Source organism: Bacillus sp. PS95, assembly GCF_037963565.1.
GTDB classification, from domain to species: Bacteria; Bacillota; Bacilli; order Bacillales; family Bacillaceae; genus Bacillus; species Bacillus subtilis.
In genome coordinates this window covers 2,081,197-2,102,998 of the sequence record NZ_CP150160.1, presented here as the reverse complement: position 1 = coordinate 2,102,998, position 21,802 = coordinate 2,081,197, and the positions used below count along the sequence as shown (strand labels likewise).

Annotated in this window: 23 protein-coding genes and 4 pseudogenes; 17 read left to right on the top strand and 10 right to left on the bottom strand. The window is 38.9% G+C overall.

The features are described from left to right. Positions 1 to 136: 136 nt before the first annotated feature. Positions 137 to 2,737 carry a phosphoenolpyruvate synthase gene (gene ppsA / locus NSQ12_RS10535; RefSeq protein WP_339174694.1) on the top strand — a complete coding sequence of 867 codons (2,601 nt, stop codon included), beginning with the start codon at positions 137 to 139 and terminating at the stop codon, positions 2,735 to 2,737. A gap of 355 nt (positions 2,738 to 3,092) precedes the next feature. Here the strand turns inward: ppsA and NSQ12_RS10530 are convergent, their stop codons facing one another. Continuing rightward, on the bottom strand, positions 3,093 to 3,356 hold the full coding sequence (locus tag NSQ12_RS10530; protein WP_038429095.1) for a hypothetical protein: 264 nt from the start codon (positions 3,354 to 3,356) through the stop codon (positions 3,093 to 3,095). 103 nt (positions 3,357 to 3,459) lie between these two features. Between NSQ12_RS10530 and NSQ12_RS10525 the strand changes: the two are divergent. Then, positions 3,460 to 3,618, top strand: a pseudogene (locus tag NSQ12_RS10525) (hypothetical protein); the annotation flags it as partial. 129 nt (positions 3,619 to 3,747) lie between these two features. On the opposite strand, the gene NSQ12_RS10520 reads toward NSQ12_RS10525, so the two are convergent. After that, positions 3,748 to 3,927, bottom strand: a complete 180-nt coding sequence (locus NSQ12_RS10520; RefSeq protein ID WP_134157025.1) for a hypothetical protein — start codon at positions 3,925 to 3,927, stop codon at positions 3,748 to 3,750. A 217-nt stretch (positions 3,928 to 4,144) separates the two neighbouring features. Here NSQ12_RS10520 and NSQ12_RS10515 point away from each other — a divergent pair, with 217 nt between their 5' ends. Next, complete coding sequence (locus NSQ12_RS10515) at positions 4,145 to 4,495, top strand: DUF3221 domain-containing protein (RefSeq protein ID WP_339174691.1); 351 nt, start codon at positions 4,145 to 4,147, stop codon at positions 4,493 to 4,495. A gap of 495 nt (positions 4,496 to 4,990) precedes the next feature. Here NSQ12_RS10515 and bla read toward each other — a convergent pair whose 3' ends face one another. Further along, a complete protein-coding gene (gene bla, locus NSQ12_RS10510) occupies positions 4,991 to 5,911 on the bottom strand; it encodes a class A beta-lactamase (RefSeq protein WP_167408218.1) in 921 nt (306 codons plus the stop codon). Between the two features lie 263 nt (positions 5,912 to 6,174). On the opposite strand from bla, the gene NSQ12_RS10505 reads away from it, so the two are divergent. Both NSQ12_RS10505 and NSQ12_RS10500 read left to right on the top strand, forming a co-directional pair. Continuing rightward, the gene (locus NSQ12_RS10505) at positions 6,175 to 6,807 is read left to right on the top strand and encodes a type 1 glutamine amidotransferase family protein (protein WP_106073477.1); all 633 of its coding nucleotides are present in this window, start codon (positions 6,175 to 6,177) and stop codon (positions 6,805 to 6,807) included. A 264-nt stretch (positions 6,808 to 7,071) separates the two neighbouring features. Next, positions 7,072 to 7,503: a hypothetical protein gene (locus NSQ12_RS10500; RefSeq protein WP_033883973.1), complete on the top strand. Its 432-nt coding sequence runs from the start codon at positions 7,072 to 7,074 to the stop codon at positions 7,501 to 7,503. Between the two features lie 173 nt (positions 7,504 to 7,676). On the opposite strand, the gene NSQ12_RS10495 is transcribed toward NSQ12_RS10500, so the two are convergent. Beyond that, entirely contained in the window at positions 7,677 to 8,555 is an 879-nt protein-coding gene (locus NSQ12_RS10495) for a DMT family transporter (protein WP_124058216.1), read from the bottom strand. 100 nt (positions 8,556 to 8,655) lie between these two features. Here NSQ12_RS10495 and NSQ12_RS10490 point away from each other — a divergent pair, with 100 nt between their 5' ends. Beyond that, complete coding sequence (locus tag NSQ12_RS10490; protein WP_339174687.1) at positions 8,656 to 9,528, top strand: LysR family transcriptional regulator; 873 nt, start codon at positions 8,656 to 8,658, stop codon at positions 9,526 to 9,528. 116 nt (positions 9,529 to 9,644) lie between these two features. Here the strand turns inward: NSQ12_RS10490 and NSQ12_RS10485 are convergent, their stop codons facing one another. The 3 genes from NSQ12_RS10485 to NSQ12_RS10475 all read right to left on the bottom strand — a co-directional run bounded on the left by NSQ12_RS10485 (position 9,645) and on the right by NSQ12_RS10475 (position 11,291). Next, positions 9,645 to 10,439 carry a DUF817 domain-containing protein gene (locus tag NSQ12_RS10485; protein ID WP_339174685.1) on the bottom strand — a complete coding sequence of 265 codons (795 nt, stop codon included), beginning with the start codon at positions 10,437 to 10,439 and terminating at the stop codon, positions 9,645 to 9,647. A 105-nt stretch (positions 10,440 to 10,544) separates the two neighbouring features. Next, a complete protein-coding gene (locus tag NSQ12_RS10480) occupies positions 10,545 to 10,799 on the bottom strand; it encodes a helix-turn-helix transcriptional regulator (RefSeq protein ID WP_003231396.1) in 255 nt (84 codons plus the stop codon). A 9-nt stretch (positions 10,800 to 10,808) separates the two neighbouring features. Then, entirely contained in the window at positions 10,809 to 11,291 is a 483-nt protein-coding gene (locus NSQ12_RS10475; protein ID WP_339174683.1) for a DUF2975 domain-containing protein, read from the bottom strand. Positions 11,292 to 11,637: 346 nt separating this feature from the next. Between NSQ12_RS10475 and NSQ12_RS10470 the strand changes: the two genes are divergently transcribed. The 9 genes and pseudogenes from NSQ12_RS10470 to NSQ12_RS10430 all read left to right on the top strand — a co-directional run bounded on the left by NSQ12_RS10470 (position 11,638) and on the right by NSQ12_RS10430 (position 16,156). After that, positions 11,638 to 12,549, top strand: coding sequence for a VanW family protein (locus tag NSQ12_RS10470; RefSeq protein WP_015714063.1), 912 nt, complete (start codon positions 11,638 to 11,640; stop codon positions 12,547 to 12,549). Between the two features lie 100 nt (positions 12,550 to 12,649). Then, positions 12,650 to 13,147: a hypothetical protein gene (locus tag NSQ12_RS10465; RefSeq protein WP_339176646.1), complete on the top strand. Its 498-nt coding sequence runs from the start codon at positions 12,650 to 12,652 to the stop codon at positions 13,145 to 13,147. 23 nt (positions 13,148 to 13,170) lie between these two features. Beyond that, positions 13,171 to 13,361 (top strand): annotated as a pseudogene (locus NSQ12_RS10460) (hypothetical protein). Next, positions 13,309 to 13,481 (top strand): annotated as a pseudogene (locus tag NSQ12_RS10455) (hypothetical protein); the annotation flags it as partial. The pseudogenes NSQ12_RS10460 and NSQ12_RS10455, both read left to right, overlap by 53 nt. After that, positions 13,476 to 13,631, top strand: a pseudogene (locus NSQ12_RS10450) (YoaP domain-containing protein); the annotation flags it as partial. The pseudogenes NSQ12_RS10455 and NSQ12_RS10450, both read left to right, overlap by 6 nt. A 39-nt stretch (positions 13,632 to 13,670) precedes the next feature. Next, entirely contained in the window at positions 13,671 to 13,826 is a 156-nt protein-coding gene (locus NSQ12_RS10445; protein ID WP_128484048.1) for a hypothetical protein, read from the top strand. Between the two features lie 24 nt (positions 13,827 to 13,850). Beyond that, the gene (locus NSQ12_RS10440; RefSeq protein ID WP_339176644.1) at positions 13,851 to 14,315 is read left to right on the top strand and encodes a DUF4944 domain-containing protein; all 465 of its coding nucleotides are present in this window, start codon (positions 13,851 to 13,853) and stop codon (positions 14,313 to 14,315) included. A 141-nt stretch (positions 14,316 to 14,456) separates the two neighbouring features. Then, on the top strand, positions 14,457 to 15,635 hold the full coding sequence (gene oxdD / locus NSQ12_RS10435) for an oxalate decarboxylase (protein WP_339176642.1): 1,179 nt from the start codon (positions 14,457 to 14,459) through the stop codon (positions 15,633 to 15,635). Between the two features lie 215 nt (positions 15,636 to 15,850). Beyond that, entirely contained in the window at positions 15,851 to 16,156 is a 306-nt protein-coding gene (locus tag NSQ12_RS10430) for a membrane protein (protein ID WP_004399414.1), read from the top strand. Between the two features lie 339 nt (positions 16,157 to 16,495). Here the strand turns inward: NSQ12_RS10430 and NSQ12_RS10425 are convergent, their stop codons facing one another. Both NSQ12_RS10425 and NSQ12_RS10420 read right to left on the bottom strand, forming a co-directional pair. Then, positions 16,496 to 17,179 (bottom strand): SOS response-associated peptidase, encoded by a 684-nt coding sequence (locus NSQ12_RS10425; RefSeq protein WP_339176640.1) that lies wholly within the window; start codon positions 17,177 to 17,179, stop codon positions 16,496 to 16,498. 257 nt (positions 17,180 to 17,436) lie between these two features. After that, the gene (locus NSQ12_RS10420; RefSeq protein ID WP_339176639.1) at positions 17,437 to 18,474 is read right to left on the bottom strand and encodes a polysaccharide lyase family 1 protein; all 1,038 of its coding nucleotides are present in this window, start codon (positions 18,472 to 18,474) and stop codon (positions 17,437 to 17,439) included. 172 nt (positions 18,475 to 18,646) lie between these two features. Between NSQ12_RS10420 and NSQ12_RS10415 the strand changes: the two genes are divergently transcribed. Beyond that, complete coding sequence (locus NSQ12_RS10415; RefSeq protein ID WP_042975966.1) at positions 18,647 to 19,324, top strand: YoaK family protein; 678 nt, start codon at positions 18,647 to 18,649, stop codon at positions 19,322 to 19,324. A 266-nt stretch (positions 19,325 to 19,590) separates the two neighbouring features. Further along, positions 19,591 to 20,289, top strand: coding sequence for an expansin ExlX (gene exlX / locus NSQ12_RS10410; RefSeq protein WP_339176636.1), 699 nt, complete (start codon positions 19,591 to 19,593; stop codon positions 20,287 to 20,289). Positions 20,290 to 20,325: 36 nt separating this feature from the next. On the opposite strand, the gene hpaB is transcribed toward exlX, so the two are convergent. Beyond that, the gene (hpaB, locus tag NSQ12_RS10405) at positions 20,326 to 21,777 is read right to left on the bottom strand and encodes a 4-hydroxyphenylacetate 3-monooxygenase, oxygenase component (RefSeq protein ID WP_021481406.1); all 1,452 of its coding nucleotides are present in this window, start codon (positions 21,775 to 21,777) and stop codon (positions 20,326 to 20,328) included. Between the last annotated feature and the right edge of the window lie 25 nt (positions 21,778 to 21,802).

Below are 21,802 nucleotides of genomic sequence, written 5' to 3'. Positions count from 1 at the left end.
TGCACAAAAACAGACACGGTGATATAATCACACTACGTGCGCTTTCTGGTTAAAAAGTTATAGATATCCATCTTATAATTTTATTATATCCTGCTAGGAAGCTCTTGTCAATATTTTTTTGAAGGGGAGATGTAGAATGAGTTCTTTGGTTCTCGGTTTACATGAAATTGAAAAAACACAGTTTTCGCTCGTTGGAGGAAAAGGGTTACATTTAGGGGAATTATCAAAAATTCAAGGTATACAAGTACCAGAAGGATTTTGTGTCACAACAGTAGGATATCTAAAAGCCATCGAACAAAACGAAACGTTACAAGTGTTGTTGGATCAGTTGGCGATGCTAAAAGTTGAGGACCGAGATCAGATTGGTAACATCAGCCGGAAGATTCGGCAAATCATTATGGAAGTAGACATTCCTTCCGATGTTGTGAAAGCAGTGGCTCACTATCTCTCCCAGTTCGGCGAGGAACATGCCTATGCCGTGCGTTCTAGTGCAACTGCTGAAGATTTACCACATGCTTCTTTTGCCGGTCAACAAGACACCTATTTAAATATTATCGGCGTCGATGCAATCTTGCAGCATATCAGTAAATGCTGGGCGTCCCTATTTACGGATCGCGCGGTTATTTACCGTATGCAAAATGGATTTGGCCACAGCCAAGTTTATTTATCCGTTATCGTTCAAAGGATGGTTTTTCCTCAGGCTTCAGGGATTTTATTTACCGCTGATCCGATTACCTCCAACCGAAAGGTGTTATCCATAGATGCCGGTTTTGGACTTGGTGAAGCACTGGTTTCCGGATTGGTATCTGCCGATTGTTATAAAGTACAGGATGGGCAAATCATCGATAAGAGAATAGCAACTAAAAAATTGGCTATCTACGGACGAAAAGAAGGCGGAACAGAAACACATCAGATCGATTCTGATCAGCAAAAGGCTCAAACACTGACTGATGAACAAATTTTACAGCTGGAACGCATTGGAAGACAGATCGAAGCTCATTTCGGCCAGCCGCAAGATATCGAATGGTGTTTGGCCCGCGATACTTTTTATATTGTACAGAGTCGTCCAATCACTACTTTATTCCCCATCCCTGAAGCGAGTGACCAAGAAAATCACGTCTATATTTCTGTTGGTCATCAACAAATGATGACGGATCCCATAAAACCACTAGGATTGTCTTTTTTTCTGTTGACGACTGCTGCACCCATGCGTAAAGCCGGTGGAAGGCTATTTGTTGATGTCACACATCATCTGGCATCCCCTGACAGCAGAGAAGTTTTCTTAAAAGGCATGGGGCAGCACGATCAGCTCTTAAAAGACGCACTTATGACCATAATAAGGCGACGAGATTTCATAAAGTCGATACCAAATGATAAAACAGCACCAAATCCCAGCAGAGGCAATGCAGATATGCCGGCTCAAGTTGAAAACGATCCGACAATCGTGTCTGATTTGATTGAGAGCAGTCAAACATCGATAGAAGAGTTAAAACAAAACATCCAAACGAAATCAGGATCAGATTTATTTCGTTTTATTCTGGAAGATATCCAGGAATTAAAGAAGATTTTATTTAACTCAGAAAGTTCTGTTGTGATTCGAACTGCTATGAATGCTTCATTATGGATTAACGAAAAAATGAACGAGTGGTTAGGTGAAAAAAACGCAGCAGATACGCTTTCTCAATCTGTACCCCATAATATTACTTCAGAAATGGGTCTTGCGCTATTAGACGTCGCAGATGTGATTCGTCCTTATCCAGAGGTAATTGATTACTTACAACATGTAAAAGATGATAATTTTTTGGATGAACTGGCTAAGTTTGATGGCGGAAGCAAAACCCGAGACGCGATCTATGATTATCTCAGCAAATACGGAATGCGATGTACCGGAGAAATTGATATTACAAGAACTCGATGGAGCGAAAAACCAACTACACTTATCCCAATGATTCTTAATAATATCAATAACAGTGAGCCTAATGCCAGCCATCGGAAATTTGAGCAAGGGCGACAGGAAGCTTTGAAGAAAGAACAAGAGTTATTAGATCGATTGAAGCAATTACCGGATGGTGAACAAAAAGCCAAAGAAACAAAACGAATGATAGATATCATCCGGAATTTCAGCGGGTTTAGGGAATATCCAAAATACGGCATGGTTAATCGGTACTTCGTTTATAAGCAGGCTTTACTGAAAGAAGCCGAACAACTCATAGAAGCGGGCATTATTCATGAAAAAGAAGATATATACTATCTCACTTTTGAAGAACTTCACGAAGTCGTACGCACACATAAACTGGATTATCAAATCATCAGCGCACGAAAAGCCGAGTACACATTATATGAAAAACTATCTCCACCACGTGTTATCACGTCTGATGGTGAAATCGTTACAGGTGAGTATAAACGAGAAAATCTCCCAGCCGGAGCGATTGTAGGTCTACCTGTTTCCTCCGGAGTGATAGAGGGGCGAGCGCGTGTCATTTTAAACATGGAAGATGCTGATTTAGAAGATGGAGATATATTAGTTACCTCCTTTACCGATCCAAGCTGGACACCATTGTTTGTATCCATAAAAGGCCTAGTCACCGAAGTTGGGGGTCTGATGACCCATGGAGCTGTTATAGCCCGTGAATATGGCTTACCTGCAGTTGTTGGCGTTGAAAATGCTGCCAAGCTGATAAAAGATGGGCAACGAATTCGCGTTCACGGTACAGAAGGCTACATTGAAATCTTATAATGTCTGATGTGTGTAGAGAGCCATCAGATATCCCCCCATCAGCCCTAACTAGAAGTTGGGAGGCTGCATTTGTACCGAATTAAGTTCCCGTTGAACTAACGAAGATCGATAGCACATTAAGAAAAGCTGGAACCTCTTGGAGGAGGTCTGGCTTTTCTATATAAAATTGGCGTAGTGTGCAAAAGCCGCATTTTGCGGGCGGCGCTTCTTTAAAGTGAATTTTTTATTACCAGCATTTAAAACCAAACTTTAGATTTTGTTCGTGTCAAAGAGAACTGGAGAATTTGATAGGGGACCACATAGAAAGAAATACCTAAAACAAGAGAAAAAGGAGCTAAAAAGCTCCTTTATAAATTTAAACAACTTTTGTATAAATAGCCGTGTAAAACCCGATTGAGTAATCAAAATAATGACGTGTAAGCGTATAAGTATAACCGTTGTATTCTATTGTTGGCTGGAAGTCCATTGGCAGAGGACTAATGCGGTATATAGTGTCATAATCATATTCACCACTTTTTACTGCAACCTCAGACGAAGTGCCAGCAGCCAATGCGGGAACCGCGGATATGAGCATGCCAAAGGATAAAGCAGAACTCAATAAGATTTTCCTAATCTTCAATTACATCAACTCCATTTACAATTTATACATATATTATGTTGTAATTGGAAGTTATTTTGGAAGTGAATAATGGATCATAAAAAAAGTAAAAATCTCGATTTTAATGGAAGTTGCGATAGTAAACGACAGTAAGGATAAGTATATTTATGCTGGAATCCAGAAAGAAGCGGCATGCAATAATGAGTTTGATAGCGGAATAAGAGTAAGGGTATGGTTCGAAGGCAACCACATACAAACATTTGAGAAAGAACAAAAAGAAGTAGATCCGTTTGGTGAATGTCCCTGTTGTTTATTTTAAAGGTCAAAAAGAGTTTAAAATGGCCGATGTGGCCCAAGAGCAGCTTAGAAATAAGCTTAAACAAATAATCCTCCCACAAAGGGAGGATTACTATTACATATTAACTAAAGTGTAAGTCAATGAAACAATGAATAAAAAATACGAAATATAAGATATTGCTTTTGAAGAACTTGTTTGATGTATTTGGAATGTATAGATAAGTGCAAAACCCAAGAAAAAAACTGTTACAAACCAAGAAGTGTATTGTGGAAAGATGGCGACCGCCAATACCATGATTGTTGAAAAAATAAATGAAGAGTAATGAGTTACTTAATGATCATCATTCAAAGAAATCACCTCTACGAATTTTTACCCGATTTAGTCTGTGTATTAACAGCTTGTAAAAGATTCAATATGAGAAAATGAAGAAGTTTCTGGATAGATTTACACTACAGTTTATTGATATGTAGTTATGGAGTGAGATTGTTTAACATGACGGGAGGGAGAAAGGTTGCCGAAAATCGGAGTAAGCTTGATAGTGCTCATTATTTTCCTTGCAGGCTGCAAAAATGAACAACACGGAGAAGAAACAAAGATGCAGAGCCTAGTAGGCTATGTCGTGCTTAAAGACAATGAAAGGGCAATTCTCATTACCGATACAAAAGCTCCAGGAAAAGAAGATTACAATCTTTCTGAAGGACAACTTATGAACAAGTTTAAAAATAACATAGTAATTGTAGGATTAAGTGAGATTGATAACACAGATGATCTCAAAAGAGGTGAAAAAATAAAAGTGTGGTTCCATACACGAAAAGAGTCAAATCCACCAAGTGCAACGATACAAAAATATGAATTATTATAAAAAAATTGTTGAATTCTCATATAGATAACCTCTGAGACAACAAATGTTGTTCTATTGCATTGAAACTGCCAGTGACCAATATCAAGTTCAGTTATGTTAATTCAAGTGGTTTGATATGTTAGTGTCTTCGAACGAGACGAAATATTGGAAGTGAGTCCGGATATTCATGAGTATTACAAATTGGTCACAGAATAAGAGACTTAAGAGAGTTGTCTGCATTGTATGTTCACTTGTATCTTTATAATGGCTTGCACTAAGGAGTATATTCTTGGAAGAAAAGAAAACGGATTTTAGGGTGCTTAGTCTTAATTCTTGTCAGATTCAAACTTTACTTGTTCCATAAAATGAAAACTTGCCGTTAATTATAATAATGTTTAATTTTGTGGTGTTTAAATATATGATTCTAGAGGTCTTATGAAAGAACCGTTCATCAAAAAATGAACGGTAGGGGTTAAAAAAGTAATGTCTTTTCCTTTGTGGCAAAAGGCTAAACATTTATTTGAGATCGTTAAGGACGACTTTTGCAGCCTCAGCGATAAGAGCATTATTATAATTAGCATCTTTCGTAAAGCGGTTTGACAGAATTGCCACAACAATAGGAGCTCTGTTTGGCGGCCAAACGATAGCAATGTCGTTTCGTGTCCCATAACTTCCGGCTCCGGATTTATCGCCGACTTCCCATCCTATTGGAGCGCCTGCCCGAATCAGTTCGTCACCAGTAGCATTGCCTCGCATCCAATCGGTTAAGATCGTGCGTTTGTCAGTCGTGAGAGTGTTATCTAAAGTGAAAGCTTTAAGATCGGTTGCCAGTGCTTTTGCGGTGCTGGTGTCACGAATATCACCAGGAATCGCAGAGTTTAGATCCGTCTCGAATCGTTTAGCTTTCGTTACTTGATCCCCAACCTGTTTCAGTGACTTTTCAAAACCTTTAGGGCCGCCAAGCTGTTGCAACAAGATGTTCCCAGCGGTATTATCGCTGTAACGGATAGCCGCTTCCGAGATTTCTTTTAGGCTCATGCCTGTATCTAGGTGTTTCTCTGTGACTGGAGAATATGTAACAAGATCGTCCTTGCTGTAGTGGATGACTTCATTAAGTTTTTCAATTGAGTTTTTCTTCAGGACAGCAGCTGCGGCTAGAACTTTATAGGTTGATGCGTAAGCAAATCGTTCATTCGGCCGATAGGCGATTGTCTTGTTTGAACCTGTATCAATTGCATAAACACCAAGCCTGGCATCAAATTTTTTCTCAAGTTGAACTAATTTTTTATTCGTTATACAGCTTGCCATGTTTGTGTCTTCTATGGATTTTGCTTCGGCATGCGTTGAGCTGTAAAAAGGTGTGAAACCAGTAATGCTTAAACATAAAAGCCCAACACATATTCCGAATTTTATTGACGCTTTATTTTTCAACTTCATCAAGCCTCCTCATTCAAATGATTTTGTATTACCTTTGAAATGTTTCCCATGACAGTTAGTGTAACAAACCCCTTTGCGCTAGTAAACATAGAATCAATTGATCTTATATTTTTAATAAGTTGGGAGAACAAGGGCAATTGCCCACCTACATGGTATTATATAAGAATAGGCGATTACATATGAAACAACAAAAAAGCTGAAAATGGCTGTCAGCGAGGTCATCTATTAGAAGGCTTTATCAATTGTGATTGGAGTGTTATTGGATGCAAACGAGAAAAGTTTATCTCTACGTATTTCACACAATGTCAGACTGGGAATATGGATATTTAATTGCTGAACTAAACTCAGGGAGATATTTTAAACAGGATGCAGCATCTTTAAAAGTAGTTACAGTAGGGGCTAATAAAGAAATGATAACTACGTTGGGCGGATTAAGCATAAAACCAGATATTTCTCTTGATGAGTGTACTCTTGAGAGTCAAGATCTTATCATTTTACCCGGAGGAAACACTTGGGGAGAAGATATTCATCAGCCGATCTTGAAAAAAGTTGGCGACGCTTTAAAGCTTGGCACGACTATTGCTGCGATTTGTGGTGCAACCTTGGGCCTCGCGAATGAAGGATACTTAAATTCGAGAAAGCACACAAGCAATGACCTAGAGTATATGAAAAAGGTCTGCCCTAATTACAAAGGAGAAACACTATATGAAAAGGAACCTGCAGTATCTGATGAAAATTTGGTTACTGCATCAGGAATTGCTCCTCTGGAATTTGCGGTAGAAGTATTGAAAAAATTAGAAGTATTTGCACCAGATACATTGCGTTCATGGTATAAGCTGAATAAGACTTATAAGCCTGAATACTTCTTTGAGCTAATGAATACAATAAATCGATAGAAAACACTTTAGCAGTTTTTTGTAGTGCTCCTGAACTTATGGGAGCATTTTTTATATGTGTCTAGGAGCTATATAAAGAAATGCAGAAACTTTTAAAAAGAATATAGATTGGTAAGCCTTATTTCGAATAGAGTTTGATTTGGGTTAAAACTGTTCTTATTAAGGCTCATTTCATGGTGCTAAAGATTCATTTGGAGAAGACTGTCTTGATCAGAAAAGACCCTTCCAATATATTGAAGTAAAAAGATATTGGGAGGAACTCTTTTGAAAAAGATGTTGATGTTAGCTTTTACATTTCTTTTGGCTTTGACTATCCATGTAGGGGAAGCTTCGGCCGTTATCGTGAAAGATGAGGAGAAAGTGAGTTTTACAATGACAGAGAATGAAAAATGGTTTATGAAGTCTGATGACCTAAATTCAAACCATTGGATATCTCACTTTGGGTACAGATTCACCATTTTCGATACTGAAGGATGTACAATTAACGCAAGAATCATGCGAATGACTTTGTCAGGATATGAAATAACCGTTAGTGAAAAAAACTTCTCAGGGGATCATTTTGATTTGAGTGCAACTGATCGAGTTGAGACGATGCCTTATAAGACTCATTATTTGATTTTGACAAAAGATCCAGATTGCGGAGATGTTAAAGTAAAAGGTCTATACGGTTTTCAGTTTGATCAGCCAGAATGGTAATAAAAAAGAATCTAGATTCTCACCGGCCTGAACGCCAGCCAAGCTAATGTCTCACATGCAGACACTAGCTTTTTTCATTGTTTAATAGGCTGTCGTCAGGATTCTAGAAGACTTTCTCATAATAGTCGTCTCCTGTCACATGAAGCCCAAATGACAGGGGAAATGTATATCATTCACACTTTCCGTCGTGAAAATGTAAATGTATTCATAAAAATCCCGCAGCATATCAGCAGTGCGCCGAGGATAATGTTGATGGTGATCTGTTCGTGCAATTGCAGCCATCCAAAGAATAGGGCTAATACGGGAACAAACATTAATGCCATGGATGCTTTTGACGCTTCGATTTGATTGAGCACCCAAAACCATACGACAAAGGTAAAGCCGGTGGAAAGCAAGCCATTAAACAGCAATGACCACACCGCTTGATATGTCCACTCGGCTGAAGGGACCGGCTCAAATATAAAGGAAAACACCAATAACATGACGGCTCCCATCATAAGGTGCCAGGCATTCATGTGAATAATATTGATATGCTTGAATTGTAGCTTGCTGAACACATTCGCGATTCCCCAGCTAAGCGCTGCCGCAAGGACGCACAGCTCCCCAAATAAAGCGCTTTGATCGATATTGAGCATTTCCTTTCCAAATATAAATAACAGTCCGAAGAGGCCGCAGACCAGTCCCATCGTTTTATACACATTCATTTTCTCGTTTAATGTAAAATGGCTGATCACCGTAACAAATATAGGCATTGTATATACCAAAACAGAGGTTTTCCCTGAATCGACAAACTGCATTCCATACGTCAAGATCCCCATATAGCCCAGCCCCATCAAGAGGCTCATGATGATATAGCTTTTGAGATGTTCTTTTTTAATTGAAAGCTTTTTTCTTTGAATGAAGAGAATGAGAAATAAAGGAACCGCTCCGATGAACAGGCGCAAACCCGAAAATAAAAGCGGGGGGATGTCATGAATTCCTACTTTCATCGCAACCCAAGTATAACCCCAAATAAGTGTGACAGATATGATTCCCAGCATAACTTTTACCATAATGAAGCCGCCTTTCTTGTTTAAATATCGTGCTGGTTTCTATCATATGTTACATTTATGTATAACTGAAATACATTTTTATTATTGGGGGTATAACCAAATGGTTATGAATATGAACCATCTTCACATATTTGTAAAAGTCGGGGAGAAATTGAATATTACAGAAGCGGCAAAAGAATTGTTCATCTCTCAGCCGGCGGTAAGCAAAGCGATAAAAAACCTGGAGAGCTCACTGCAGCTCAAATTATTGATCAGGGATAAACATCATGGTTTAATGCTGACTGACATCGGAAAAGAAATATTGCTGCTTGCGAGGCAAATGAAGGGAATTGAAAGCAAAATATATCAAGTAGCCAACCGGGAAAACAAGCTGTTAAACGGGAAGGTGAAAATCGGTTCATTTCCTGCAGTTTCAACAAATATCATGCCACAGGCGATTGCTGCATTCAGATCAAACTACCCGCTGATCCGCATAGAATTGATCGAAGGAACCTCTGACCAAATAAAAGGATGGGTTGAGGATCGGACGGTTGATATCGGGATCGCAGCATCTCCATTTGAACCATTTGAAAATCAGCTGCTGTGTAACGACTATATGGTGGCCGTCATCCCGCCGCAGCGTAACGAATTAAAACTTGAAAAGCATGTCGACCTTGAAACATATCAAGATGACCTCATTTTTTGTAAAGGCGGTCATGAAATCGCGATGTCAAACGCATTTTCGCAATACAACATCGAATTAAAGGAAAACTTGACTGTGCAAAATGCCGAAACCTTGATTAATATGGTCAAAAATAACTTGGGCATCGGCATCATTTCAAACTTTACACTTTCATCCATCCCGCATCAATTGATTAAAAAGGACATCTTTCCTAGGGTCACACGCGATATTGGCGTCATCGCACATTCATTTGAAGAGATAACGCCGGCGGCGCATGAGTTTGTCAAGGTGTTGAAAGCAGTTGTAATCTGAATCAGTTATCGTGTTGCGATGAAATTGAAGAAGATGAATACTCACCGGCAGAGTTACATAAAAGAAAAAAGCAACCATTTGAACGTTGCTTTTCACTCTATTTGGGACCTTGTATGCTAAGAAAAAGATTCCTCCATCTCTGCCTTTGTGGGACTCTGCTCCTTAACTTGTTTTAATGATGCTACTATAAGAAAGCTAACAATCACTAGCAAGAGCCATGAACTTACCTTTCCAAGGTGTACAAGACTCCATGTATCGAGTTGGTTTGGATATTTCCAAGCTCCAAAAAACGTAGCGATATTTTCCGCTATCCATATAAAAAATCCGATGAGTACAAAAGAAAGTGCGAGCGGCATACGGTAACGAGCTCCATTCACCTCGTATGTAACCCATGTTTGCCAAAAGACAATGATGACAAGCCCAGATAACCACCATCGAAAGTCTATAGAAAAATGGTGGGTGAAAAAATTCAAATAAATCGCTGTGGCAAGCGGAACAACTGCAAAAAAAGGCGGCCACTTAACCAGTTCAACCTTAAGCCTTCTCCATGCCTGGCACAAATAACTGGCTACACTTGCGTACATAAAACCGCTATACAAAGGTACTCCAAATATTTTGGAGTATCCTTCTTCTGGATAAGACCAGGAGCCCATATGGACTTTAAAAAGTTCCAGAGCAAGCCCAATAAGGTGGAATAATGTGATCACTTTTAATTCATCCCGTGTCTCAAGACCGGAACGCACCATCCACAATTGCATGAGAACGCAGATAATGAGCAGCCAGTCATATCGCGGCAAGAAGGGCAGTGGGATGATTTGCGTAATAGCCAAAGAGGCAAAAATAACGGCAGGAAATAAACATGAAAGGGCTTGTTCCCAGCCAAAATGAACGATTTGTTTTATGGCTCTCATGATGTATGCCTCCTCCATAGTTGTGTTCTTCGTGTATGAAAGGGACGCTTAGTATAGCAGCTAGATGGATATAAGTTTATGTCCATAAGCTCACCGCCAATCACTTTATTTTTCTGTTGATCCTTCATATTTTTTCTTTACGAATCCTGTGTCTTCATCACTTCGGTATTCCAATATATCCCCGGGCTGACATTCTAAAGCCTTGCAAATCGCTTCTAAAGTTGATAATCGAATAGCCTTTGCTTTTCCGTTTTTTAATATCGAAAGATTAGCCATGGTGATGCCAACTCTCTCTGAAAGCTCTGTTACGCTCATTTTCCTCTTAGCAAGCATCACATCAATGTTGATAATAATCGCCATGTCATCACCTCAGACCGTTAAGTCATTTTCTGATTTTATATCAATCGCTTCTTTTAACAGTTTTTGAAGAACAGCAGCAAAGACCGCAATCACCATTGAAGCAAAAATAATAACCAATCCGATCACAATGATACCCGGGGCGTCGTCTATCTCGGCCATCAGATAAAAGACAGGCATGCCTGCTGCGTAAAAGATACTGATAGTGACTGCGCAATATTTTATATTCTTCAAAGCTCTTACAGACAAACCCGAGAAAGCTTTGTTTTTGTCAATATAGCTTAAAAGTTTGAACGCTTGATAAAGAGCAAAGTAAAAAGGTATCGCCGTTACATACAAATAGATGAAAACGAGATATTTTATATAAGCGATATTTGGAAATAATTCTGCTGAATAGTTGGCTATCTTAGGCACTAAAAAAATGCATAAAGAAAGAATTGGAATTCCAATAAGAACCAAAGCTATCTTTAAAAAAATTGTCGACATTCGATTCATAACAAGCACCTCATTTATTTGTTGTCTAATTGAATGTAACAAAAAATTTATCGTTTCTCAATAAAAAAATATTGAAATGTATTGATTTGTTGTTGTTATAGGAGACCCTTTTCATTTTTTACAAGACAAAAAAGCATCCCTCATCACTGGGAGATGCTGAACTACTTCAAACTTGCCGACTGAATGAACCGTGTGCCTCAGTGAGCTCAGGGATCGGTGTGAACATAAAGCTAAGCTCTTTTATGAAGGTTTTTATCAACGTCTAAAGATTCAAACAAACGATGGGAAGAAATACATCAAAGGATAAGCGGCTGTTCATACTAATGATCGGGAGGTAAACCGACTTATGATACAAATTTTGATCACTGGTCTTTTTTTATTGGCTCAGCCGAGTGAGCCGCAGGACAGTTTAACGGTCACACAGCAAGGACGGACGATTGCCACTGTTAACCGTGAAGACTTTACAATGCCTCTTCCCGGCACTCCAATGGTTGACTATGAAAAATACAGTAAATTCATCAAACAGCTTGATCAGAAAGTGTACCGTGAGCCGATAAATGCTGTCCTTAACGATCATGGAAGCATCGTCCCGGGCAGGGTTGGCTACAAACTGTATCAACAGGCGTTTATGGAAAAGTTTTATGCGTATTTTTATGGGCAAGGTCCCTCCAAGATAGAAGTGCCGGAAATGAACATTTATCCGAAAGTTGACAGCGAGCTGCTAGCTCACATCAGTACGCAGCAGCTTGGTCAGTACGTGACGTATTTTAACTCAAGCAATAAAAGCCGTTCACACAATATTTCTCTTTCTGCAAAAGCAATCGACAATCACGTTGTTTTCCCTAATGAGACGTTTTCGTTTAACCAAGTTGTGGGAATGAGAACTCGGAACAAAGGATATAAAAGTGCACCCATTATTGTAAAAGGGGAGTTGTCTGAAGGTGTAGGAGGAGGAATTTGTCAGGTGTCCTCAACTCTATTTAATGCAGTTGATCGTGCAGGACTGCAGATCGTTCAGCGCTATTCTCATACTAGAAGTGTACCATATGTACCGCCCGGACGGGATGCGACGGTAAGCTGGGGAGGTCCTGACTTTCGCTTTCAAAACCAATATAACCAACCAATCTTAATTCGGGCAAAAAGGTATGGGGGAAGTATGATTATTACGCTATACTCTTCTGATGTGATAAACAGCAAATTGAGAAAAATCCCCAAAGCTCCATCTCGGATACCGAAAGAAATAAATGCAGAGCAGTAAAGACAAAACCTCAGGTAAGGTTTTGGTTAAGAGAGCTTGTAGATTGCTCAAAATCAATTCTTTAAGGAGCGGCCAGTGAAAGGAAGGAGGGATAAATGAAGTGAAAAGGGTATTATTTTCTGTAATTGTTTTTACAGCAGTTGGATTTACGTTTTGCCAATCAAAAGCGCATGCCCTGACTTTTACGGTGTTGCCTATTACACAAAAAACAGACCAGTGGTCAGTAAAAGTATGTGAAGCAAAAAATGTAAAGGAATTTGCGAGACCTCAAAAAGGAGAATATCAAGTATATTCCTTGGAAGTCAAAAATATAGGGGGAAAAGCAGCTACAGTGGATGTGCAATTGTATAGAAATGATCCTGATTCAATCACAAGATTTTCACTTATTGGATGCCTCGATGAAAATTGTGACAAACCAAAAGAAGATTCTAAAATGTTAGCTGAAAGTTTAAATGATGGCTCACCGCTGAAGTTCAATCATTTTATGCTGGCAGATAAGGCCTCTGAATTAGAGGTTGTTATAATTTGGACACAGAAGGGGCAAGAAGGACGCAATTTAAAACAGACCTTTAAATTCACTGAAGATGGCGTTAATTAGACAGTAAAGATGGAATGGCTTTGGTGATTCGATCTCTTACTTTGCCTGAGGAAAAAACGAAAATAATTGTTGGAAAACCAATCATAGCTGAGTCAAATGTTAAAGTGACTGTGATTTATGACTATAGAGAAGAACCAGAGGCCTTTTGGATACATTATCCGATGGGAGGGAAATGTTTGTTGATGATCACAAAGTCTTTATTGAATACGAATAGAGACTTTGTGACTGACTGCGCATTTCAACTTAACATTTTACTGATAATGACAGTGAAACCTAAACAAGTGCAGCCCGTTCATCATTAAAAAACTCTAATTTCGAAATTTTCAGAGTTCAATTTCAGTCAATTCAGTTATCATCGAAAGAAGAGGCACAAAAGTCACCAGCTATTTGGACAACTTTTAGCGTTTTTTTTGATGGGAGATTTGTGACTCACGAGATCATGAGTGTAAATAAATTTGAAAAGTTACTTAATACACTAGCTTGATTTTTAATAATAAAAATCCATTTTAAGGTTCTTGACTCAATGAAACAAAAAATGCATTTAAGAGCTGTTATACGTTTTAATCTTGTCTTTAGAGAGCACTTTAATTTAAGTCAAAAGTTTAGACAGTCATCTGTTAGATCATTAGCCCTTTTTTATTTTCTTTTCGGTAACATTTTGATCATATTTTCCTACTAAAAAGTTAGGGAAGTGGGGAAAAACATGAGAAAAAAGAACAATATTAAGAAATGGCTATTGATCATTGCTGGATTCTTGATCATCTGCATCATTACATTATTTGTAATGGTGTCAGGAAACAAAGTGAAATATGAGGGCAGCGGGAAAAGCGGACTGTGGATGTCTAACCTTGAAAAATCAGGAAAAACTTCAATTGGACCCAATTATTTTCTAAATCTGTATTGGCAGGGGAGTAAGAAGGACGAAAAGAGGACTGTCATAGAAAAAATCACCTTATACATAGATGGTAAAATGTATGATGACAGGGAAAATTATGATTTGTCAGAATACACAGGTGATGAAATGCCAGGTGGGGGACGCATGGAGGACCATATTGCCACCTTTGATTATATGTCTGAAGATGAAGTGATAGGACATGATGTATTAGTGAAAGTGGAGTGGAAGACAGGCCAGAAAAAACAGACAGAAGAAATCAAATTACATAAGTAGCCATGGTATAAAAAATAGCTTATTCGCTGTATTTGTGATCACATTCGTGGTCACTTTTTTATTTGCGGATTCCTAGGCACAGCAATCTAAGATTCTGCATAGGCTGAAATAAAATCTTGTTCATTTTCTAAAACGAGGTGCATGCTGTTGGAACAACAACCAATCAATCATGAAGACAGAAACGTGCCACAGCCTATTCGAAGTGATGGAGCTGGAGCTATTGATGCAGGCCCGCGAAATATAATGCGGGATATTCAAAATCCGAATATACTTGTTCCGCCTGTTACAGATGAGGGTATGATTCCTAACTTGAGATTTTCATTCTCTGATGCTCCCATGAAATTAGATCACGGCGGCTGGTCAAGAGAAATCACCGTAAGACAGCTTCCGATTTCGACTGCGATTGCAGGTGTAAACATGAGCTTAACTGCGGGAGGCGTCCGTGAGCTTCATTGGCATAAGCAAGCGGAGTGGGCTTATATGCTTTTGGGACGGGCACGTATCACCGCTGTTGACCAAGACGGACGAAATTTCATTGCTGATGTTGGTCCCGGCGACCTTTGGTACTTCCCAGCAGGAATTCCGCATTCCATACAGGGATTGGAACACTGCGAGTTTCTGCTCGTATTCGATGATGGAAACTTTTCTGAGTTTTCAACGTTAACCATTTCAGATTGGCTTGCACACACACCAAAAGACGTTCTGTCTGCAAATTTCGGTGTCCCAGAGAATGCTTTCAACTCTCTTCCGTCTGAGCAAGTCTATATTTACCAAGGGAATGTGCCGGGATCAGTCGCGAGTGAAGACATTCAGTCACCATATGGAAAAGTCCCCATGACCTTTAAACACGAGCTGTTAAATCAACCCCCAATTCAAATGCCAGGGGGGAGTGTACGAATTGTGGATTCTTCTAACTTCCCAATTTCAAAAACGATAGCCGCTGCACTTGTTCAGATTGAGCCTGGCGCGATGAGAGAGCTTCATTGGCATCCCAAAAGCGATGAGTGGCAATATTATCTAACAGGACAGGGACGAATGACGGTATTTATCGGAAATGGGACTGCCCGCACATTTGATTATAGAGCAGGCGACGTTGGATACGTACCTTCTAATGCTGGCCACTATATACAAAATACTGGTACAGAAACATTATGGTTTTTAGAAATGTTCAAAAGTAACCGCTATGCAGATGTGTCACTCAATCAGTGGATGGCATTGACGCCTAAAGAATTAGTGCAAAGCAACTTGAATGCTGGATCAGTCATGCTTGATTCTCTGCGTAAGAAGAAAGTGCCTGTTGTGAAATATCCCGGTACGTAAAGACTGAACCGATCACACAGTGGTCTTAAAGTAACTAGAGCTGGGTGTTGGCCTGTGTTTTATTAAATCCCTATATATACGTTATGTAGGGTTTTTCTGCTTGAATCGTATTGTAATGAGCTTTAAAATGTTAATGTGGAAATGATAACCATTCGATAATGGGAATTCAATGGCCGATTTCTACCAGTTTGATTGGCTTTAAAGGAGGACAAGAAATGAAAGCACTCATATTTTTATCCAGTTTGACTGCCATTGGGAGCTCTATATTGGGGCGATGGTTAGGGATGCTGGATGATTCTTATGCTGTTGGCGATGCTTGGTTTATAGGTGTTTTAGCTGGATTGATTTCACTTCTAATATTGATTGATAGTCAAACGATGACAAAGAATTACATAGTAAGTTTAAGTACGATACTAGGCATTCTTGGAGTGGGATTTATATATTTTCCAGCTGCATTCATCAACATATTATTAAGTATTACACTGGATAAACAAAAGAAAGAAGACCTTCATGTAAGATGAAAGAAATTTCATTTAATTCTTAGGAGGGAAAGTGTATGGATTTACCTCTATGGGCTTATATCATATTTGCAATCACAGGTGCGGCAGGTTTCATAAGTTTAATGTGGTTCAGTTTTTTTGCTGACAAAATAGAAAAGTGAAGCGATTTTATAAAAAAAATGTAAACTATATTATATGAAAGGGATAACATTGCTTATTTAAGTTTACATAATAAAATTATTTCAAACTGATGCTAAAAATAACTAATTGATCTATGTACTAAATATTCATAATTACTAGAGGGATTGGCACCTAAGGAACAAAGCTATTTGACAAGTTCTTGCTAGAGAATTTCAATCACTACATATGATTTTCTGCATCAAGAAGCTCAGCTGAATTATTTTTGGGTGAATTTACTAATGATGAAACCTGGTATGCTTCCATGTCATCAGCATCATAAGGCAGCAGCAAACTTTGCAGATAATCAGGGCTTGTATTTTGGGGGTTAAGCCACTCCTTTTCATGATCATGGGCCAATATAACCGGCATTCGGTCGTGTATATCTTTCATGAACTCATTAGGCTCAGTTGTTATGATGGTGCAGGTATAAAGAGGGTATCCTTGATGTGTGCTCCACTTTTCATATAAGCCAGCAAACGCAAAAAGAGCAGATGATTTCAATTTGATCCGCATTGGGATTTTGGTTTTGGAATCAAGCCGTTTCCATTCATAAAAACTGTCTGCTGGTATGATGCAGCGTTTGCTGACAAGCAGTCTTCGAAAGGCCGGTTTCTCGGTAATTGTTTCGGCTCGAGCATTGATCATTTTATAACCGATCTTTTCATCTTTTGCCCAAGGTGGAATAAGTCCCCATCTAAGCTTGCCTAAGCGATTATTTGATCCATCATTGATGATTGCAAGGATGTTTTGTGATGGTGCGACATTATAGCTTGGCTGGTATTCACTTTTAGGAAAAAATTGATCGATGTCAAACTGGTCAATAATATCATCAAATGCAGAGTACAAAGTAAACCTGCCGCACATATCCATCATCCTTTTTAGGGGTTTTTGAATAGTTTGTGGGACGAACGTTCATTTAATACAGGTCCAGAACAATGATTTCTTTTCACTTGCGATAAACTGGTATAATAAGAAAGCCAGTTAAGAAGTTATTGTGGAAAAGAACATATGCTTTTTTGTTTGACCGACGCTGGATCTTGATGGAGTTACAAGGATCGCTTAAAAATAGCCTATAAGTATAAAAAGAGGCACAGCGTTTTTAACGCAGGGCCTCTTTTATATCAGTAGCCAAATACCAGAGTTGTACTTTGTGATCCGGCATATTTCGTGACAAATTCTTTTGTATATTCCGGCGTTTGAACACGATAGCTATAGTTTGACCCGGGATTCCAAGAAGTCAGCGGAGAGGTTTGCTTGTTGAGTGATGGATAGCTGCCTATGTCTTTGAAATAACCAGTGCCCTTGTCGTCAAGGATGCCGCCTTTTTCACTGCCTTTCCCAAAGTAATTATATTCGGAATATATTTTTGCTTTTGTAGCAATTGTAATCGCCTGGTTAAAATTGTTGCTGTAATTGTTTTTAACATGAAAGTAACCGTATCTCATCAGACCTGGGCCTCTAACATACAAGTTCTCAAAATAATTATTGGCGATTGTCATGTGAGGGTAGCCGTCATATTGATGCTGAGAATCATCCGGGTATCCTAAAATCAAACCGTATTTATGATTCGCAAATTTTGAGTTGCTGATCGTGATATAATCTGCGGATTTTCCGATATACAGGAGTTTGTCCAAATCACTTCCGCTTGCACTATAGCTATGACCTGAGAATGAGACGTGATCAATCCAATAGTTCATACCGGAATCTAAATAAAGCTGGATATCATTATTTCCGTTAATCTGCGGACTGTGTTCAAACGTTAAATTTTGAAAAATGACATTTCCAGAAGCTGATGAAGTTGTTAAATAAATATTTTTCAGCGTTTTTTTCGCGTAAGAGCCCACGAGTGTTTTATTTGAGCCAATGGTAACTGTTGTTTTCGCAGATGCGGAAAGATCATTTTGAAGCACTAAAATTTTCGGAGTGGATCCTCCTAGATGGGTTTTTAAATCATTTACGCTTTGAATGTAAACAATCTGCCCGTTTTTTCCACCCGTTGTGCCCGTTTTAGAAATGCCTTTTTCATTTTTGGCATTTCCGGCAAAACCTAAAAGGCCATTTGTTGAGGTATTCGGAAAATCGGCTGCACCTAATGCTTTTCCAGGCAAGAGAACCAAAAACAAACTAAAGACGGTGAACCATAAACAAAGTCGTTTCATCACAATATGCTTCCTTTCAATTTTAATCATTTCCTTGCGGGGATTATTATTACAGTTAATGGAAATGAATGATAGGTTCTATCTTCCTAATTAATGTTGGGTTACTTAAAAAATACAGATTGCGCCAAAAGACATACTAACAATTAAAATAGAAGAAAGGATTGATACACCGTTGACTGCAGCAGCTTATCGAAACACCTTGCTATCACTTTTATGTTTAACAGCTGGAATCGTGGATGTAATCGGGTATTTAAGCCTGGGACATGTGTTCACAGCTAATATGACTGGAAACATTGTATTATTGGGGTTAGCTATCGGCAAATCCATTCAGGTCACTGTTTTTAATTCCTTGACTGCGCTAATCGGATTTATATGCGGCGTGATCATTGCCACATTGATGGTCGGAAAGGCGGAAAATACCCTTTGGCCTTCTGCTGTGACAAAAGCCCTCGCACTTGAAGCATTCATTTTGTTTGTCTTTGCTTGTCTTTCTTTTTACCGGGCTTTTGTTCCTGTGCACATTCTAATTATACTCATGAGCATTTCTATGGGGATTCAAACTACAGCAGCAAAAAAACTGGGGATCGCAGGTATTTCTTCAACTGTGTTGACCGGCACTTTGGCTTCTCTTTTAGAGGATATATCCGGCCGATTGTTTTTTAAGATGCAGAAGAAGACTTTCTTAAGAGATACTGTGTTAAGAGCACTGGCTATTATTTTGTATTGTGTGGGGGCTATTATTGTTGCTCTGGCTGAGCCTGATTTTTATCACTTCATTATTTGGGTTCCGATTGTGCTGATATTTGGCATCATGATGACAGCTAAGTTGAAACTGAGCGGGGAAAAATAGCTTTTCCTGTATAGCTGTTATCACAACAGCCTGTCTCATTTCGTTATTGTTATGCGAATTTTGAGAGGGCAAAATAAGACATTCGGCTGAAGTGCACATTCGTTCATTTGTATTGGCTTTTTCATAAGTACCTACATTTGATATATGAATGATAGTGAATTTGCCTTAAAAGCATCTATGAATCTATTTCCTCTTTCAAACCAGATGGATTGAGTCTTATAATGATAATGATTCTCATTTGAAGTCTGGTTTGAGGAGGACCAAATATGAAAAAGATCATGAGTGCATTTGTTGGTATGGTTTTGTTGACGATCTTCTGTTTTTCCCCGCAAGCTTCGGCAGCATATGACGACCTGCATGAAGGTTATGCAACGTATACAGGGTCAGGTTATTCAGGAGGAGCTTTCCTGCTGGATCCCATTCCTTCCGATATGGTGATTACTGCAATAAATCCGGCGGATCTCAATTACGGAGGAGTAAAAGCAGCACTTGCCGGCTCTTATTTGGAAGTTGAAGGGCCAAAAGGGAAAACAACCGTATATGTTACTGATCTTTATCCCGAAGGCGCTCGGGGAGCTCTTGATCTGTCACCTAATGCCTTCCGTAAAATCGGCAATATGAAAGACGGAAAAATCAATATTAAATGGCGTGTTGTCAAAGCCCCAATCACCGGCAATTTCACGTACCGGATCAAAGAAGGCAGCAGCAGGTGGTGGGCAGCAATCCAAGTCAGAAATCACAAGTATCCTGTTATGAAAATGGAATATGAAAAGGATGGTAAATGGATCAACATGGAGAAAATGGACTATAACCATTTTGTGAGTACGAATTTAGGGACAGGCTCTCTCAAAGTCAGAATGACTGACATCCGCGGAAAAGTTGTGAAAGACACCATTCCAAAGCTGCCTGAAAGCGGAACGTCCAAAGCCTATACTGTACCGGGCCATGTTCAGTTTCCTGAATGAAAAATACGAAACAGCGGATCTTTTCCCGCTGTTTTTTCATTGTTCTGCATCTGCATGTAAAAATGTTTTAATCATGTTCAACTGCTCCTGCTTTGGATAACTGGTATACAGCCTGCTTGAAATCCGAATAGGATCTCCGAAAAAATATCTTTCGTAGTGAGTTTGTCTAGTTCCGAATGAACTCATTGTTAAATCCCATGCCAAACGGAAAATTTTCACACGTTCTTCAGCATTTGTATTGGTTGCTTGAAGATATTGGTCAAGATCTTCCCGTATCTCTGAGTCAAATGCATTTTCGGTAGGCAGTGTCACCATTCCGCTAGCTCCAATTAATTGTATGATTTCAGTAAATCGAGGATATAGCTTAGGAATGATTGTACTGATGACTTGAAGAGGAATTAAACAGGGGCGCATATAGCCGAATTCATCTAACTGAGCATCATTTTCCGATTTGTCAATGAGCGCTTTGATTGTTTCCAATCCCACAATGATTTCTGAGAGCTTTTCTTGGATGTGCTGATATTCGGAAACATTAATGGTGTCGACAAGAAGCTGTGCAACACCTAATAGAAATTCAATTTTTATCATTTGCCTAATGACAACCTGGTGAAAGGTAAAGGCATGAAAAGAGCTTTTTGTCATAAAATCTTTAGCTGCTTCCGCATTATCGTAAAAAAACACACGATTCCACGGCACTAACACATGATCAAAAACCACAATTGAATCCATTTCTTCATACCTTGAGCTTAAGGGATGATTAAAGGAAGAGTCGCTTAATACAAATGATTCTCTTGTGATGAATTTTACGCCTTTTGTATTAGAAGGGATTGAAAAAGCATAAGCTTCATCTGTTTCAAAGAAAAATTTAGGCGCTGAAAAAACCAAGATTTCATCGGTCAACCCGCCTTGTGTTGCAAGCAGTCGTGCTCCATGAATCATTAAACCTTTTTCGGTTCTATCAATGACTTTAGCAGATATCGGTTTTTCACTTAGCCCAAAATAGGACTGTGACCGGTTCACTTGCGGAGTAATGAATGTATGGGTAAAGGAAAGGTCATGCTTAGCAGCTTGTTCATACATATCTAGTATATGTTCAGGAAAGCAATTCTCTTTTTCTTTGAGAAGCTCCGCTGACGAAGCAAAGCTCATCATAACCGTATTCATGTAATCCGGACTTCTCCCCATCATTCCGTGAGTATGTCTAGCCCAATGTTCAATCATGTTCCTTCTTTTTTTTAAATCATTTTTGGTTTTAGGCTGGAGATAGGAAAGGCCGATTCGATTATGATCTCCAGGAAGGCAATAAGTCATTTCATGTATTAACTCATCCTTTGTTTGCAATTCATAAAGTGAGCTTTTTGTTTTGATTATTCCTTTAAATGCAGGATGCTCAGAAATGTTACCCTTTATTTTTTCGCCATCATACCATATTTCGTTTTCTAGTTTATTCAATCGGTCAATGAATTCTTTACCATTGATGATCCCCATTTAAGTTTCGCTCCTTCATATTATG

What these genes read in the sequence shown, in the direction of transcription:
- ppsA (WP_339174694.1), top strand. Translation starts at nt 137, where the DNA reads ATGAGTTCTTTGGTTCTCGGTTTACATGAAATTGAAAAAACACAGTTT.
- NSQ12_RS10520 (WP_134157025.1), bottom strand. Translation starts at nt 3,927, where the DNA reads ATGGTATTGGCGGTCGCCATCTTTCCACAATACACTTCTTGGTTTGTA.
- bla (WP_167408218.1), bottom strand. Translation starts at nt 5,911, where the DNA reads ATGAAGTTGAAAAATAAAGCGTCAATAAAATTCGGAATATGTGTTGGG.
- NSQ12_RS10505 (WP_106073477.1), top strand. Translation starts at nt 6,175, where the DNA reads ATGCAAACGAGAAAAGTTTATCTCTACGTATTTCACACAATGTCAGAC.
- NSQ12_RS10495 (WP_124058216.1), bottom strand. Translation starts at nt 8,555, where the DNA reads ATGGTAAAAGTTATGCTGGGAATCATATCTGTCACACTTATTTGGGGT.
- NSQ12_RS10490 (WP_339174687.1), top strand. Translation starts at nt 8,656, where the DNA reads ATGGTTATGAATATGAACCATCTTCACATATTTGTAAAAGTCGGGGAG.
- NSQ12_RS10485 (WP_339174685.1), bottom strand. Translation starts at nt 10,439, where the DNA reads ATGAGAGCCATAAAACAAATCGTTCATTTTGGCTGGGAACAAGCCCTT.
- NSQ12_RS10480 (WP_003231396.1), bottom strand. Translation starts at nt 10,799, where the DNA reads ATGGCGATTATTATCAACATTGATGTGATGCTTGCTAAGAGGAAAATG.
- NSQ12_RS10475 (WP_339174683.1), bottom strand. Translation starts at nt 11,291, where the DNA reads ATGAATCGAATGTCGACAATTTTTTTAAAGATAGCTTTGGTTCTTATT.
- NSQ12_RS10470 (WP_015714063.1), top strand. Translation starts at nt 11,638, where the DNA reads ATGATACAAATTTTGATCACTGGTCTTTTTTTATTGGCTCAGCCGAGT.
- NSQ12_RS10445 (WP_128484048.1), top strand. Translation starts at nt 13,671, where the DNA reads ATGAAACAAAAAATGCATTTAAGAGCTGTTATACGTTTTAATCTTGTC.
- NSQ12_RS10440 (WP_339176644.1), top strand. Translation starts at nt 13,851, where the DNA reads ATGAGAAAAAAGAACAATATTAAGAAATGGCTATTGATCATTGCTGGA.
- oxdD (WP_339176642.1), top strand. Translation starts at nt 14,457, where the DNA reads ATGCTGTTGGAACAACAACCAATCAATCATGAAGACAGAAACGTGCCA.
- NSQ12_RS10430 (WP_004399414.1), top strand. Translation starts at nt 15,851, where the DNA reads ATGAAAGCACTCATATTTTTATCCAGTTTGACTGCCATTGGGAGCTCT.
- NSQ12_RS10425 (WP_339176640.1), bottom strand. Translation starts at nt 17,179, where the DNA reads ATGTGCGGCAGGTTTACTTTGTACTCTGCATTTGATGATATTATTGAC.
- NSQ12_RS10420 (WP_339176639.1), bottom strand. Translation starts at nt 18,474, where the DNA reads ATGAAACGACTTTGTTTATGGTTCACCGTCTTTAGTTTGTTTTTGGTT.
- exlX (WP_339176636.1), top strand. Translation starts at nt 19,591, where the DNA reads ATGAAAAAGATCATGAGTGCATTTGTTGGTATGGTTTTGTTGACGATC.
- hpaB (WP_021481406.1), bottom strand. Translation starts at nt 21,777, where the DNA reads ATGGGGATCATCAATGGTAAAGAATTCATTGACCGATTGAATAAACTA.